General features: G+C 49.8%; 16 protein-coding genes. 4 read left to right on the top strand and 12 right to left on the bottom strand.

The annotated features are described in order from the left end of the window. Together ABLU95_RS19720 and xylA are read right to left on the bottom strand one after the other, a co-directional pair. Positions 1 to 121 (bottom strand): hypothetical protein (locus ABLU95_RS19720; RefSeq protein ID WP_020803058.1); only part of this gene is annotated, 121 nt, incomplete at its 3' end. Positions 122 to 451: 330 nt separating this feature from the next. Next, positions 452 to 1771: a xylose isomerase gene (xylA, locus tag ABLU95_RS19715; RefSeq protein WP_017900971.1), complete on the bottom strand. Its 1320-nt coding sequence runs from the start codon at positions 1769 to 1771 to the stop codon at positions 452 to 454. A gap of 426 nt (positions 1772 to 2197) precedes the next feature. On the opposite strand from xylA, the gene ABLU95_RS19710 reads away from it, so the two are divergent. Further along, the gene (locus ABLU95_RS19710; protein WP_072199169.1) at positions 2198 to 3637 is read left to right on the top strand and encodes an MFS transporter; all 1440 of its coding nucleotides are present in this window, start codon (positions 2198 to 2200) and stop codon (positions 3635 to 3637) included. 57 nt (positions 3638 to 3694) lie between these two features. Beyond that, positions 3695 to 5374, top strand: a complete 1680-nt coding sequence (locus ABLU95_RS19705) for a glycoside hydrolase family 43 protein (RefSeq protein WP_004186817.1) — start codon at positions 3695 to 3697, stop codon at positions 5372 to 5374. An 82-nt stretch (positions 5375 to 5456) separates the two neighbouring features. Here the strand turns inward: ABLU95_RS19705 and ABLU95_RS19700 are convergent, their stop codons facing one another. Further along, positions 5457 to 6095: an HNH endonuclease gene (locus ABLU95_RS19700; protein WP_238875431.1), complete on the bottom strand. Its 639-nt coding sequence runs from the start codon at positions 6093 to 6095 to the stop codon at positions 5457 to 5459. A 179-nt stretch (positions 6096 to 6274) separates the two neighbouring features. Between ABLU95_RS19700 and ABLU95_RS19695 the strand changes: the two genes are divergently transcribed. Together ABLU95_RS19695 and ABLU95_RS19690 are read left to right on the top strand one after the other, a co-directional pair. Further along, a complete protein-coding gene (locus ABLU95_RS19695) occupies positions 6275 to 7144 on the top strand; it encodes a phosphorothioated DNA-binding restriction endonuclease (RefSeq protein ID WP_348880254.1) in 870 nt (289 codons plus the stop codon). Between the two features lie 898 nt (positions 7145 to 8042). Then, the gene (locus tag ABLU95_RS19690) at positions 8043 to 8558 is read left to right on the top strand and encodes a hypothetical protein (protein WP_044865629.1); all 516 of its coding nucleotides are present in this window, start codon (positions 8043 to 8045) and stop codon (positions 8556 to 8558) included. Between the two features lie 161 nt (positions 8559 to 8719). Here ABLU95_RS19690 and ABLU95_RS19685 read toward each other — a convergent pair whose 3' ends face one another. The 9 genes from ABLU95_RS19685 to ABLU95_RS19645 form a co-directional block, all read right to left on the bottom strand. Further along, on the bottom strand, positions 8720 to 9505 hold the full coding sequence (locus ABLU95_RS19685) for a hypothetical protein (protein WP_331320413.1): 786 nt from the start codon (positions 9503 to 9505) through the stop codon (positions 8720 to 8722). Between the two features lie 494 nt (positions 9506 to 9999). Beyond that, on the bottom strand, positions 10000 to 10341 hold the full coding sequence (locus ABLU95_RS19680; RefSeq protein WP_348880252.1) for a type IV toxin-antitoxin system YeeU family antitoxin: 342 nt from the start codon (positions 10339 to 10341) through the stop codon (positions 10000 to 10002). Positions 10342 to 10351: 10 nt separating this feature from the next. After that, the gene (gene radC, locus ABLU95_RS19675) at positions 10352 to 10894 is read right to left on the bottom strand and encodes a DNA repair protein RadC (protein WP_348880250.1); all 543 of its coding nucleotides are present in this window, start codon (positions 10892 to 10894) and stop codon (positions 10352 to 10354) included. 12 nt (positions 10895 to 10906) lie between these two features. Then, positions 10907 to 11347, bottom strand: coding sequence for an antirestriction protein (locus tag ABLU95_RS19670; RefSeq protein ID WP_023329298.1), 441 nt, complete (start codon positions 11345 to 11347; stop codon positions 10907 to 10909). 30 nt (positions 11348 to 11377) lie between these two features. Further along, positions 11378 to 12199, bottom strand: coding sequence for a DUF932 domain-containing protein (locus tag ABLU95_RS19665; RefSeq protein WP_023329299.1), 822 nt, complete (start codon positions 12197 to 12199; stop codon positions 11378 to 11380). A 119-nt stretch (positions 12200 to 12318) separates the two neighbouring features. Then, positions 12319 to 12792, bottom strand: coding sequence for a hypothetical protein (locus ABLU95_RS19660; protein ID WP_064489890.1), 474 nt, complete (start codon positions 12790 to 12792; stop codon positions 12319 to 12321). A gap of 71 nt (positions 12793 to 12863) precedes the next feature. After that, on the bottom strand, positions 12864 to 13316 hold the full coding sequence (locus ABLU95_RS19655; protein WP_348880248.1) for a hypothetical protein: 453 nt from the start codon (positions 13314 to 13316) through the stop codon (positions 12864 to 12866). Between the two features lie 35 nt (positions 13317 to 13351). Then, positions 13352 to 14068 (bottom strand): WYL domain-containing protein, encoded by a 717-nt coding sequence (locus ABLU95_RS19650; protein ID WP_012543038.1) that lies wholly within the window; start codon positions 14066 to 14068, stop codon positions 13352 to 13354. A gap of 243 nt (positions 14069 to 14311) precedes the next feature. After that, the gene (locus ABLU95_RS19645; protein ID WP_348880246.1) at positions 14312 to 15187 is read right to left on the bottom strand and encodes a GTPase family protein; all 876 of its coding nucleotides are present in this window, start codon (positions 15185 to 15187) and stop codon (positions 14312 to 14314) included. Between the last annotated feature and the right edge of the window lie 424 nt (positions 15188 to 15611).

Below are 15611 nucleotides of genomic sequence, written 5' to 3'. Positions count from 1 at the left end.
CGGCTTTGGCGACGATGGCGTCGATCTGTTCCTGAGTAAATTCTTGCGCCATTACAGAGGTAAGCGGAAAAAACGCGGCGATAACCGCCATGGTTAATGGAAGTTTTTTTATCATTGTCATGAGTTTCTCAATATAGGTTAATTTTATTCAGACAATAACCAGCCTATTCTGAGCTGACAGAATATGTCGCTATCATCAGAACAAGTTATTTTTTATTTTGTACGGTCACAGAGGCATTACACAATTATCGCTACTCGCCCTCCCTCACTGATATTAAACAGGTGGCACAATGGCAGAACCATCCGCGCGGCGGATTGTTCCTCTATAGACAGTCAAACAGATAGCCTTTCGGCACAGACAGCATAAATACAACACGAACAAATAAACGCTATTTCCCGGCAGCGGGCAGACGGCGGAATACATGCCCCCGCAGGAGCATGTCAGCAAAAATTAACCAAAGATATAGGTATTGACGAGATTTTCGAGTAATTCCTGACGCCCGCTGTGATGCTGCGGATTCAGATTATGCTGCTCAGCGTACCGGGCAATATTATCCAGCGACATACGGCCGGCCATAATTTGCTGCCCCAGTTCGCCCTGCCAGCCGGCATAGCGTTTTGCCAGAGCCCGATCGAGCTTGCCATCCTCAATCATCCGCGCGGCCAGCTTGAGGGACAGCGCCATCACGTCCATGGCGCCAATATGGCCATAGAACATGTCGTATTTGTCGGTGCTCTGCCGGCGAACTTTGGCGTCAAAGTTCAGGCCGCCGGTGGTGAATCCCCCGGCTTTGAGGATCTCGTACATCACCAGGGTATTTTCTTCCACACTGTTCGGGAACTGATCGGTATCCCAGCCGAGCTGCGCATCGCCGCGGTTGGCATCAACGGAGCCGAAGATCCCCAGCGCGATGGCGCTGGCGATTTCATGGTGGAAAGAGTGCCCCGCCAGGGTGGCGTGGTTGGCTTCAATGTTCACCTTGATCTCATTTTCCAGACCAAACTGCTTCAGGAAGCCATACACCGTCGCGACATCGTAATCGTACTGATGCTTGGTGGGCTCCTGCGGTTTCGGCTCGATAAGCAGCGTGCCGCCAAAGCCAATCTTATGCTTGTGCTCCACCACCATCTGCAGGAAGCGGCCAATCTGCTCGCGCTCCTGACGCAGGTCGGTATTCAGCAGGGACTCGTAACCTTCGCGGCCACCCCACAGAACATAGTTTTCGCCGCCGAGCTGGTGGGTGGCGTTCATGGCGGTCACCACCTGCGTGGCCGCCCAGGCAAACACCTCCGGATCGGGGTTGGTCGCCGCCCCGGCGCCGTAGCGCGGGTGGGTAAAGCAGTTGGCGGTGCCCCACAGCAGTTTCACGCCGGTTTGCTGCTGTTTCTCCGCCAGCACCTCGGTCATCACGGCGAAATTGTGCAGATATTCTTTCAGCGACGCGCCTTCTGGCGAGACGTCGACATCGTGGAAGCAGTAATACGGCACGTTGAGCTTGTAGAAAAATTCAAACGCCACGTCCGCTTTGCGTTTGGCCATTTCCAGCGCATCGCCCGCGGCCTGCCAGGGACGCTCAAACGAGCCGGCGCCAAACATATCCGCGCCATTCCAGCAGAAGTTATGCCAATAACAGGCGGCAAAACGCAGATGATCTGCCATGCGTTTTCCCAGCACGATTTCATCCGGATTATAGTGGCGAAACGCCAGAGGATTATCGGTTTTAGGTCCGGCAAAAAGAACGCGTTCGAGCTGGTCAAAATAAGTTTGCATGATGAACTCCGAAATTGAGGAAGCCGAAAATTAACAACTGTGACACATCGTGTATTCTCATCGTCGGTTGCTCAATTACGTTATTTCACTCAGCGATTGAGAAAATGCTCAAATGTGAGCCATCTCGCAAATAAAACTATTTTAAATATCTCGCTTCGCGCGCGTATAGCGTACACTTCCTGGGGAATTCAGGTGGACATAGCGAATTAAAATGCCGGTTTTGTCACATTGCCTGTCTGCCAAAAAATTAGCGGCGGATGGCGGCTCAACGCAGGTGATACAGGCCTTTGCTTCGAGGATCACAGAAGTAAAAAAACATAATTACTTAATTTAAAAACGTAATAGATTCTTCCATGTCAACTGTGTCAGAAAGTGTTTCACCTACACAAAACAAACCGGAGTCTGCTTAGAATGAGTAAAAACATAATGCACAGTCGGCATGATGAATATCATAAATTAACCCGCGGAGAACGAATTGGTTATGGCATGGGCGACTTTGCGCAAAACCTGGTTTTCGGCACAATTGGGGGTTTTCTGGCTTTGCATATGCTGACGGTAAATACCATCAGCACGGCAACGGCAGGCTTTATTTTTCTTTTTGTCCGCATCATTAATGTGTTTTGGGATCCGATGGTCGGCACCTACGTGGATAAAAGAACCTCGAAAGCAGGGAAATATCGTCCGTGGCTGTTACGAGCCGGCGTGCCGCTGGTGATCCTCTCGGCATTACTGTTCGCGCCCATCCCCGGAGTGAAAGGTTCGGTGGCTTTCGCCTTTATTATTTATCTGGCGCTGGACCTGGTTTATTCCTTAGTCAATATTCCCTATGGCTCGCTGAATGCGTCACTGACCCGCGACCCGGAATCGATCGATAAGCTGACCAGTACCCGCATGATGCTGGCCAACAGCGCCAACCTGCTGGTCTATACCCTGTTCCCGATGTTTGTGCAGATGGCGGCGCCGAAAGATCGCAGCCTAAAAGACACCGGCTTTTTTGGCCTTGAGCTGAATCTGGGGAATTATGCCGATCCGTCGGCAAATTACGCCTGGTTTGGCGTGTACGCCATCTATATGATCATCGGCGCGGTGGCTCTGTTTATCTGTTATAAATTCACCAAAGAACGCGTTGTCGCGACCGCCGAGCAGACCGCCAACGTCAAAACCACCGACCTTTTCCACGAGCTCCGACATAACCGCCCGCTGGTTATTCTGGGCATGTTCTTTATGCTGGCCTTTACCTTCATGTTCTTCATGAACACCGTTAACGGCTTCTTCAACCAGTACGTCGTCGGCCACTCCGAATGGATGGGCGCGGTGGGTCTCGTCGCGTCTATTCCCGGCATCGCCTTCCCGATTTTCTGGCCGAAACTGAAAAAAATCTTTGGTAAAAAAGGCTTCTTCCATCTGTTCCTCGCCATGTTCATCGTCGGCGAACTGCTGACCTACGTCTGGTCCCGCGAAGGGATGCACGACGCGCTGTGGCTGGCCTACATCGCCACCTTTATTAAACAGTGGGGCTTAACCTCCGCCACCGGCTTTATGTGGGCGCTGGTACCGGAAGTCATCGCGTACGGCGAATTAAAATCTGGCAAACGCAATGCCGCCATTATCAATGCCATTATGGGACTCTTCTTCAAGATCGGCTTCACCATCGGCGGCGCGATCCCGCTGTGGCTGCTGGCGGTGTATGGCTTTAATGAAAGCGGCGCCGTGCAGAGCGCCAGCGCCATCGACGGGATCATTATGACCGCGGTGTGGATCCCGATCGCGCTGGCCGCTATTTCGATGGTGATTATCCAGGTTTATCCGATCTCCGATAAACATGTTACCGACATCAACCGTCAGCTGGATGAGATCCGCGTGTAGTTAAAAAATTATAAATCAGACCGATTCGTCACTTTCCATTTTAAAAGGTGTAATGAAATGTCACTTATTCAAAACCCGATATTACGCGGCTTTAATGCCGACCCCAGTATTATTCGCGTCGAGGATACGTACTATATTGCCAACTCGACGTTTGAGTGGTTCCCGGGCGTGCGTTTACATGAGTCGAAAGACCTGAAAAACTGGAACCTGCTGCCTTCGCCGCTCTCCACCACCACCCTGCTGGACATGAAGGGCAACCCCTCCTCCGGCGGCATTTGGGCGCCGGCGCTCTCCTGGGCCGACGGGCAATTCTGGTTGGTGTATACCGATGTGAAGGTCACCGAAGGCGCCTTCAAAGACATGACCAACTACCTGACCACCGCGAAGGATATTCGGGGCCCGTGGAGCGACCCGATCAAGCTGAACGGCGTCGGGTTTGACGCCTCGCTGTTCCATGACGACGATGGCCGGAAATATATCGTCCAGCAAACCTGGGATCACCGGGAGTACCATCACCCCTTCGATGGCATTACCTTAACGGAGCTGGATACCAACACGCTGAAGTTAATGCCGGAAACCGCACGCACCATCTACCGCGGAACCGCCGTGGCGCTGGTCGAGGGGCCGCACCTCTATAAACTGAACGGCTACTACTACCTGTTTGCCGCCCAGGGCGGCACCGTGTTTACCCACCAGGAGGTGGTGGCGCGGTCGAAAACCCTCGAGGCCGACAGCTTTGAAACCGAGCCGGGCGACGTGTTCTTAACCAACGTCGACACCCCGGACAGCTACATCCAGAAACAGGGCCATGGCGCGCTGGTCTCCACCCCGGAAGGCGAATGGTATTACGCCTCGCTCTGCGCCAGGCCGTGGAATCGCCCGGGGGAATCCATCTACGACCCGCGCGGTTGGTCAACCCTCGGTCGGGAAACCGCGATCCAGAAAGTGTACTGGGACGACGAGGGCTGGCCGCGTATTGAAGGCGGTCACGGCGGGAAAACCTTCGTCGAAGGGCCGAAAGACGCCATCTTCACCGAAAGCGCCAGTGATAATAGCCAGCAAGATGACTTTACGTCGCCAGCGCTCGACCCGAACTGGAATACCCTGCGGGTGCCGTTTACGGCCAAAATGGGCACCACCGGCAACGGTAAATTAACCTTAATCGGCCAGGGGTCGTTAGCCAATACCCATGACCTGTCGCTGATTGCCCGCCGCTGGCAGGCCTTCTATTTTGACGCCGCGGTGAAGGTGAAATTCGAGCCCTTCAGCTATCAGCAGATGGCCGGGTTAACGAATTACTATAACGACCGCCACTGGAGCTTCGTCTTCCTGACCTGGAATGAAATTAACGGCAAGGTCATCGAAGTCGGCGAAAATAACCGCGGGAAATACACGTCGTACCTGAAAGATAACGCCATCAAGGTGCCGGACGGCGTGGAATACGTCTGGTTCCGGACCAAAGTCCGCAAGCAGACCTACAGCTATGAATACAGCTTCGATGGCGTGACGTTCACCGAGATCCCGGTCCAGCTGGATGCCGCGGTGCTGTCCGATGACTATGTGTTGCAGAGCTACGGCGGGTTCTTTACCGGGGCGTTCGTCGGCCTGGCGGCGGTAGACTACGCCGGGTACGGTACCCAGGCTGAGTTTTATCAGTTCGAGTATCAGGAGCTGGGCGATAGGTTAGCGGCCGATGGGAGCTACAGCTGGGAGGCTGGCGAGACGCGGGATAAGTAAGAAAGAGCGGACCCACGCTACCGGTAAGGTAGCGTGGGGTTTGTGGTGTGTTTGATGAACGTAAAGCGAGCGCTGTCGGATGTCAGTCTGTGGGGCGCAGCCGGGCCTTCAGCTCTTCGGGGGTAAACGGCGGATCTCGCCGGTGCAGCATTGCATGGCAGTTGGGACATACCGGGATCAGATCGGTTTCTGGGTTCAGACGGTAGTCCTGCTTTATCCCGGACAGCGGAATGAGATGGTGGATATGGATAAAGCCCTGGCCGATATCGCCATAGCGGCTGGCCATATCCAGACCGCATACCTGACACCGGCAGCCATGCAGGCGAAGCGCCGCCTGACGAGCCTGACGGTCGCGCTCATAGCGATTGACCACCACCTGCATCGCCGCCCCTTCCACGTACTCCATGGTCGTCTGCCCCTCATCGGGGAAAAGCGCAACCTCGTCATCGCCAGCGCCCTGCGACGCGATCGTAAATCCTTGCTCCAGTAACAGACGCACGCATTTGGATTTAATCCCTCCGCTGAAATCCGCCGGGGTAAATTCCGTTCCTGTCGCAAGCGTGGCCGCTAACCCGACGATGGCTTTTGAAGGATACCGACGCCCCTCAAACTCGATCTCATACAGACGCGCGCTTTTAAACTGATGTGCAACGCCTGCATCGTAAGCGCGAATGGCGGCGATGATGCATTCCCTGGATAAATGGTCCGGTAGTTTTTTCATAAGACATAGCTATCTGATGGCGCGAAGCTTGAGTATAAATAGAAAGCTATGGGCTTTTCGAACAAATAACTGGCAGTGATAATTAAATCGCGATCCACGTAGAATCGCCGCATCTGGTAGGTTGATCGGCAAGGATTTTGCGAGCATCATCGCATTTATTTAGCTGCCAATGTAACGCTATGCCCTCCAGCACGCCCCTGCAACACGCGATCGAGAACATCACCATCTGGCGCAAAGGCGAACAGCGTGCGCCGCATAAACCACTATTGCTGCTGTACGTCCTCTCGCAATACCAGCGCGGCCATGCGCGGATGTTCGACTACGCCTCGGAGATACGCGATGAGCTGCATAGCCTGCTGGAACGCTTTGGCCCGCAGCGCCGCCAGTACCGGCCGGACATGCCCTTCTGGCGCCTGAAAGGCGACGGCTTCTGGGAGCTGTACAACAGCGAACAGTGTTCAACCCAGGGCAGCCGACAGCCGCCCGGCAAAGAGCTGGAGCTCTGTCACGTCGCCGGCGGCTTCGATGAGCCGCATTTTGCGCTACTCAACAGAAATAAGAAGCTGATCAATACCCTCGCCCATCAGATCCTCGAGGCGCATTTCCCGGAGAGTATTCAGGAAGAGCTGGCTGAAGAGATGGGGTTTGATCTGCTGCAGATCCGTAAAGAACGCGACCCGCATTTTCGCCAGCAGGTGCTGCGCGCCTATAACTATGAGTGCGCTATCTGCGGCTTCAATATGCGCCATGATAATACCTCCGTTGCCCTGGAAGCGGCTCATATCAAGTGGAAGCAGCACGGCGGCCCCTGCGAAATCCCTAACGGCCTGGCGCTCTGCGCGATTCACCATAAGGCTTTTGATAAAGGATCCATTGGTCTGGATGAGGATATGCGCATCCAGGTTTCGCCGGCGGTGAACGGCGGGGGCATCGTTGGCAGGCTGTTCTGGGATTTTAATGGTAAGCCGATTACCTTGCCGCAGGGGAAAGCATGCTATCCCCAGGAAGGGTTTGTGGCGTGGCACCGGCGGGAGGTGTTCAGGGGGTGAGGGGGATGGTGTGTGGGGTTAATGTTGAGCGTAGGGTTTAAGGATTGTGAATGTGTTTCGGAGAGGATTTCGTGGTTGATCAATGATTGGTCGTTGTTAGATTAAAGGGATTATTTATTGGTTGTTTTGATATTGATGTTTGTGAGTTGGTGCGAAGGCCGGACTCGAATTTCGCACCTAATAGACTGATATCAATATTATTTATAAACAGGAATAAATAGTTATACCCGCACTTGTACCCACAAGTTAAAATCCGTACAAAAAATAGACATCGCGAGTGGGTATAAATCCATACCAGTAGAATACTGATATGGCTGTTGAAGCAAGACTCAGGCAGGCAGGAACGTTTTCTTCAGAGATATCAATTCTCATCCACTCAGAACAAAGTCAGATTTGGCTGCGAAATGAACGCTAACCCTCGCTTTGCTATGCTAGTTCCCATGGCAAATCTCTGCGTCTATTTACTGGTTTTAGAGTACCTTCGTTTCTCAATTGTTGAGCGGCCCAACGAATGTCATATTGCCACGTATACAACATATCGCCGGAATCCCTAAGCTCAGCCTCGTAGCTGTCCCATACATACTTTGAGACTTCACGTGGCCAAGCGCTACCACCCCGTTCCTGAAGACACTCGATGATCCATTTTTTCATACTTTCCCTAGTTACCATCATACCTCCTAACTTTCGCCCATTTATCGATACATCCAAATATTAACATCGACATCCTTTGGCACAAGACGGGCTGTATCGAAGAACTTGTTGTCTCAATGAGCGAGGATCGGCCCCTCATGAGTTCAATTTGTTCCCGCAATCGGAAGAGTAATAGCAGTTTAACATTGCCTTAAAAATGAAATGTGATAAATTTCTGTGTGCAACATTAATCTAAAAGGAAATTACGGTGAGTCTACTTGAATTGATTGAATCAAAGAGGGCACATATCGCCAGAAATTCTTCAGAAAATGGAATATTAGGGGAACGCAGCCTACTTGATTCGCAAGCTTTATGGATAAAAAGACCTAAAGGGAAAGACATGAAAAATCTGCTAGCTGCGCTGAAGCAATTTGAAGATATTGAAATAAAGGCATCAAGCTTTGATTTTATTTCTATCCCTGAAAATGTAAGTGTTGACTTTAGTGACGTTAGCTCCTTGGCTGGAATATTAAAATCATTAACATTTATTGAACTTAAAACCTGCAATCAAAAAAGGGTCACCACTCCTGACTTCAGGAATTTCTTCTTTGCCATTACTGAGAACGAAATAATAGCATCAGAACTTCTCGGCGATAGGCACATAGTTGTACTACACAACAAAATAACGGGAGATAAACTGGTGACAACAATACCAGAAATTATAAATAGGGCCAATTCTAAGAACTGGCAGCTGTCTGTAAGCCTTGGGGCGCGAGAAGTTTAGCTTTTTATTTTAGCAAAAAACAAGTGTTTAATAATGATAGATATACTTTAATTAATACTATCACACCCCAAAATATAAAATATACGGTGAAAAGGAAGCTAAGATAATGACAAAGCTCCCTATTAAAATAACATGCTATAACTATAACAAAGCATTCTTTACTATTTTATCTCACACTTCATGACTTTGAAGGAGTATTTATCATTATTCCTAGACGCAACCAGAACATTGCCATCACCTAAAAATGAAACCTTAGCATTCTTAATGTTGGCACATGGACTTTTATCAAACATCTCGAGTGTATAAATCATCCCTTGAGATTTATTATTGATATATGATATATAATCATTACCTATGAGTCGTGAAAATTGAAAAATAAAAGCACAATAAATTATTAAAGATATAACTTGGATTATTAAAGTGCTTTTATGCAAAAACCTCTGCTGATTAGGTTCATATCCTGGCATTAAAAATTTCTTAAGCTTATCGTCATACACAAAAAACCAGCACCATATAGGTACTGACACCAAAATAACCGCGAACAGTAAGATCATACAAAGAGGCACGATCAAAGGAATCATCGAAGCCGCAATAAATATCAAAGAGTGAGGGAAGTTTGTTGGTGAAACTGAAGTTATATCATTGATCACCACACCTGAAAGACATAGGGCGAAATTCACACATAGCGTGCCTCCTAATATTAGGATCCATTTACCCAATGTTGTTTCATATGCTTTTTTATAAATAATAATTAGACTATGGAATACCGAAAAGCTCCAGTAAATCAAAGTCAGTATAAAGAACCCCTTCCACAAACCGTCTAACCCAAGGAAATTTAGAAGAAAACAAATGACGACTGCAGCAATAAGATTCCTTATTATTTTTTGAGACGTATCAAGTTTGGAGTTAAAGGTTACAAGTTTATTAACGGTAGTTTTTTTTATCATCTCACACCCTGTTTAGTTCTAATTTATCCCACAAGCACTGTCTTTTAGACCAACTAGAAATTAATTTCATGATATACCAATTAACTGAATTGATTCATATCTTCATCCTTTTTGATTTTAAGCATCTCATAATGAAATTACTAGATATCAGCACAATCATTTTCATGATACATCAGAGGGTTAACGGAGTAATGCTATAGTCAGAACTGTTGCTAATACTCTGAAACTAACCTAGTCCCTTTTTTCCACATTGACACAATCCTGAGTCTACCAATACCACTATTATCTCTGGTTTCCAGACAAGTCAGCAACGACCATTTACGGCAGGGCTGCAGCAGCCCTGCCGAGCTTAGATTTCAATCAACTCAGGGATCTCTAACGAACCATTGACTTCAATGCCAAGATATTGAACCTTACTTTCCAGTTTCTTATTAGCTAGGAGCCCTCCAGGATTATTCCAAGTAGAGTTTTCATATTTGCTCTTGTAGAGTTAGTTAACGTTGTGCAGGATAAATGACGATATAGACGTAACCGTGTGAACCAAGTGTATCGGCTTCGCAGGTGAAACCGTTGTGGTACAGGGTGACGCAGTGGGCATAGCGAGGATTCATTTCACCAGTGGTCAACATCGATTCCATCTGGCTGATAAAACGTGGGAATACTTCATCCAACTTCAAAGATTCTGCGTTACTGAATTCACCGGTAAAGCTGACCCGGTCAGCCAGATAGTGCAGTCGGTTTCCCTCCTGTACCAGACGAGCGCCAAAGCAAGGCGTTACATTACGATTCAGTCCCCACTGGAGAAATGTATCGTTCTCTGAGTCAGTAGATTTCATTGAAGTACCCTCATATCCAGCCTCGCTCTGCAAACGACACAATGCCATCTGATCCGATAACCAGATGATCGAGCGTGTTCACATCAACCAGTGCCAGCGCTTCTTTAAGCCTGCCCGTAATGTTGCGATCGCACTGGCTGGGCTCCGGATCACCGGATGGATGGTTATGCGCCAGCACGACAGCTGCAGCATTGAAGCGAAGCGCTGACTTCAATACTTCTCGAGGATGGACCCGGACATGGTTAATCGAACCGGCAAATAGCGTTTCACTCTCCAGTAAACGGTGCTGGTTATCGAGATAGAGCACCATAAACACTTCCCGTTCTTGTCCTGCCAGATGTAACCAAAGCCAGTCACGGGCAGCAGTACTTGAGGTAAATTCTATCCCAGGCTGGCGCAGATATTTATCCAGCAGGTTGATAGCCCGGTGGATGGTCCGTTGGGCATAAGGTGTCAATCCGGATGTCGCTGGGAGCAGGCAACCATGCTGGGTCATAACCGCCAGCGGAAAGAGTTCAGGCTGAGATGACAGCGGGGATAATGCGGTATTCATGTCAGGCATTCCTCAGTCGATGAGATGCATAATGGCGCTGCACTCTGGATGGTGTAGCGCGAAGTCACGTAAGTGATAATAGTGTTCAGTCATCGCGTCACACTCGGTGCGACAGGCATGGTGGCTGTATGCCATCAGGCAGACGACTATCCCTGCCGCTTCGCCAGTAAGTTCCGCGCCGTTGCCGTTCATGCTGTTGAACAACGTCCACTTCTCACCGTCGGGCTCCGGAGCCATAAATGCGCCGCCGTTGCTGAGTGTGTAAAAGCTCCAGACGCCGCCGCTGTAATCAGCGCACAGACGATCCATCCAGCCAAATATTTGGGGCTCAAGGGTTATCCATTGTGGGATAGATCCAAAGTGCTTCGGCCAGAAGCCGATACGTAACTCGTCAGGGACTACCGAGGCAGTAATTGCTGCCTGCTCAGCGAACTCAAGGTTTTGTGTATCCATTAAACTATCTCCTTATGCTGGTGTTGTTGTTTAACGCCCGAAAAACTCGAGCATGTTTTCTGCCATCACCCACAGGGCGCGATTAAGCTTCACATCGCCGTCAATGCCGGTAACAGCACGGGTGCGACTGCTTTTCCCCTGAGCGGTTCGCCCTGACAGACCTCCTTTCATCAGGTTCTCCTGCACGCGCTGGTAGACGGTCCACAGGTCATCGCTGTAGTCCTCCCGACGACGCGGAGTCAGCAACTGTGATACCGTGACCGGCTGGTGGTCTTCACCAAAGCGATACCTCAATGCGGCATCTGCCAGCGCGTGACGTGCCGGGGCTGGCAGCGCCAGCGACTGCATTGCATCGCGTTTCTCATCCACCCGGTCAAACACCCCAAGCACTTCGTAAGCCCCTTCAATCACCTTCTCGACGACATTACCTTTATGCGGGACCCGCACTTCGCCGAATGACTGGCCGCAGACCAGACCATTGGTACAGACGCCACGAAACAACCCCGGCAGCATCTGGTAGCTCGAGGAGCCGTCATGACTGTTGAGCAAAATGATTTCCGGTACCTGATGCCCGGTCAGTTGACCAGCACGACGCAGGCGCAGCATGTGCTTGGTGTGCTCCCGCTTGCCCAGGTCACGGACCTTCGTCTGGCAGGCAAAGAACGGCTCAAAGCCTTCACGCTGCAGGCTTTCGAGAATGGTAATGGTAGGGATGTAGGTGTAACGGTCTGAACGAGATTCATGCTTGTCACTCCCGAACACGCTGGGGACATGGCTCATCAGCTCTTCATGGGTCAGAGGCCTGTCACGGCGTATCTGGTTTATACGGCCAAAGCGGCTGGCTAATCGCATGGCTAATTCCTTATCTGATAATGAAATAAAAACAAAAAGGCCATGTTCCCGAAGGAGCATGGCCTGTTGCTATCTGGTGTTGGTGTGTTGCGGGCTGTAGAGAACTGAAATGTGAAAGATTAATCGCTGTAATGGGTGGTTCTGCAGCCACTGAGGTCAGACAATTCTTTCTGCGTATTCTTCAGCCCAGGACTGAAGGAGCCAACTTTGTTATTGTTGACGTAAACATCGAAATTAGACGACTGACCCAACGTGTCAATAAATGACACCCAGGCGTTATCGCCATTCCTCCAGCCGAGGGATGAAGGTAACGGATACTGGCTGTTATCCATGACCACCGTTATTTCTGTCCCGTCATCGTGAGAATCCAGCATCGTACCATTGGGCAGGGTTACTAATACGCCATGCTGCAGAATGTTTTGCTCATCCGGATTACCGGTGCAGTTGAGGTTAAAAATGACCTTCTCGGGGCTACTGATAATGTATTCCGTCACGCCCATCCCAAAACCACTCGTCCACATATTGGGAATAGCCTCTGCTGTTGATACAGAAGCCAGCATAGCTAATGTAAATATTACGTAAGGCAGTCGCATAATGTTGTCCTCAAATCATGTAATAAAGCTTTTGTTGTTTAAAACAATAAAGTAATGAAAAAACAGTTGGATTATTTTATTTGTTTGTAGCGAAACGCTTCTTTTCCGGCATAAATCCCGACAAGATCGTCATAACGAGGGTCCTTTTTATTCGGGCGGAACGTTACTTTCATATCGGGACTGCACATATCCTTCATGGTGAGATTGAATTCTTTACCTGGCGTAATCGTATAGCCTGTTGCTACACCGTCTTTACTGGGAGTGATCCACCCCCATATGCCACCCGGACAATCTCTGGAAGGTTTCGAGCGAACAACAATAAACCATCCCATTGAATCCACTTCCGTCGCTGTACACAGTTTTCTGACCTGTCGGTGGGCATCACACCAGAATATATTCCCACTCTTATTATTCACTGCCGCAGGCAGGAACCCGCTATAAGGACGTGCTGCGTGAGCATTACCTGCGATAAGTAAGGGAAAAAATATGACTGGCAGTAAAGACAATAATTTCAATTTTTTCATTAGATTAACCTTACATTCAATTGTGGAGACCATCTCTAATCAGTTTGTCCGGATTGCCCCCGACTTTCTGATGGAGAAAATGAATTCAGCGACTGCTGAATAAAACGGAAATGAGGTAAGGCAGAGATAAAATGTTTGTCCTCCGACAGTTGATAGAGAAGCTCACTGCGAATAAATGTTTCCCGCGATGGCCTTACCAGATGAATCTCATCCAGCCGGAAGACACGTAATTGCCTGTTATGTTCAGCGACAAGATACCAGTAACCGTCAAGAGCGATTAGCCGGTAAGGTGCGATGGCCTCATGACGCTCCCCTTCAGTCAGAACGGTGATGCGCTGACATCCCGAAATAGCTCTGACCAGCCTGTAGAAGCAGAGCTTTCCTGCCGGGGGATGAGGTCTGTCCTGATGCCATACCAGACAGGGTCGATCATCACAGTCCAGCAGGCTGCTGATCAGTCGCCGGTCAAAGCCAGGGAAAACCCCGGCCAGCCCCGTGCGGTGAGCAAAGGTCAGAATATCTATTTCCTGCCGCGTACTGTGAATATCCGAGCGCAGACTGCACTGCCCCTGGTAATAATCCAGGTCGAGATACATCAGACGTTCCCGAAAGTCACGACGCAGCGTGCGCTCTGACACCCCGAATTCAGTTGCCAGTTTGCGAATAAACAGAGTTTCACCGGACACCAGGCGGCTAATAATCAACGACAACCTGACGGCAAGCCGGTCATGTCGCCGCTCCTGAAGCGTCATGAAAGATTTCTCCTGAGAAGTTAACTCTCTGAATTAATACTGATTACTTTAAAGGAAGGAGTGGACAGGGTATGGACAACATCGGAACTATTTTTTATGAGCAGCCCGGCCTTGTGAGCGCTCGTCTGACAGACAATGATGCTTCGCCTGATTTAATTGATGATAAAACGCAGTGGAAAGGACGTGTCCACAATCAACAAATCATTAACAACCAGTTCATCATTCGCAGAGAAAATTGCGATATCAGAAGAATATCCAGTCCCAGATGGCCCGTGCGACCGACACCACCGCATCACGCACGCTACGAATCCCCGTTTTCAGCGATGCAGACAGGAACGAAGATGATTCAGCCGTATCGAAAACCCGGCCCACAGCTTCACCGAAACTGTCACGGGCCTGCGACTTTACCGGCTCTGTGCAGAGTCTCCCGTGCAGTTGTGTCACCACCGGGCTGGTGGCGCGGTCAGGCAGACAGCGCATCATGGTTGCCACCATCTCCTCAATGCCCCATCCAGTGCTGGCGGACACCGCACAGACCGGATGATGCGATTTGAACATCGCCATAATCGCAGCCTGCTTCGCTTTAAGATTTCCCAGTTGGTGCGGTGAAGGTTTGCTGGTGAGAGTATCCCATTCATGACAGGGTTCGATTTTGTCGGCCTGGTTAATTACAAACTGTACCTTTTGCCTGTAAGGTTGCATCACGCCGTGCCAGAACTGCTCGTCCACGGTTAGTGCCCGATCATCGGCCTTAATGACCCACAGCACCAGGTCCAGCTCTGGCAGCATACGACGGTACAGGGCCCGGTATTCGTGATCCCGCCACCCGTTTTCGCCCACGCCCGGTAAATCAACAATCACTAGGCTGTGACGACCGCTGCGCAACCGGAAGCGCAGTACGTCGCGGGTGCAGGCGTTCACGTCACTCACCGGAGACACCTCGCCCCGGAAAAGTTCGTTGCAGAGAGAGGATTTACCAGCACCACTTTTGCCCATGATGCCAATCACCGGCTCGTAATGGGTCAGGTTCTGGATACGTTCAAGAATAAGCTGGCGAAGCGTATGCGGAAGCGACGCGAGCGGTTGTTCAAAGGCCTGAAGGCCGTTAGGTTTATTCATACAGTAGTCTCAGCGTGAAAAATAAAAAACCCGCTTTCCAGTCAGGAAGGCAGGGATTCACGGAGATAATATCTAACTGAAATTATTTGGAATTTTAGATTAACACGTAAAGGAAATTGTGCAGCGCAGAACTAAAAGATGTCCGCTGAGTGCCAGGAGCGGAATTTTCGCGCCTATCAAGAGATGGCCAACTTCAGTTTGTCAATAGAGAGGATATACTGCAAAGTATATGATGTCACCTATGGTTCGGTAGCCAAATTCACTATGCCACAACAATCGGCTTTGAACTTGCCAATGAAATCCAAGGTATCCACAACATAAGGATTACTGGGGTGACGGTGCTTTGTGCTGTTCTGTACCTAACTCGCGAGGCTGAACCGGGAAACTGATGTAAATAATAATTAAGTTCAATGTTAAGGATTAA

The sequence above is a fragment of the Klebsiella sp. GG_Kp146 genome, from assembly GCF_040061975.1.
GTDB classification, from domain to species: Bacteria; Pseudomonadota; Gammaproteobacteria; order Enterobacterales; family Enterobacteriaceae; genus Klebsiella; species Klebsiella quasipneumoniae.
Note: the sequence above shows the minus strand (reverse complement) of the source record. Positions and strands in the feature narration are given on the sequence as shown.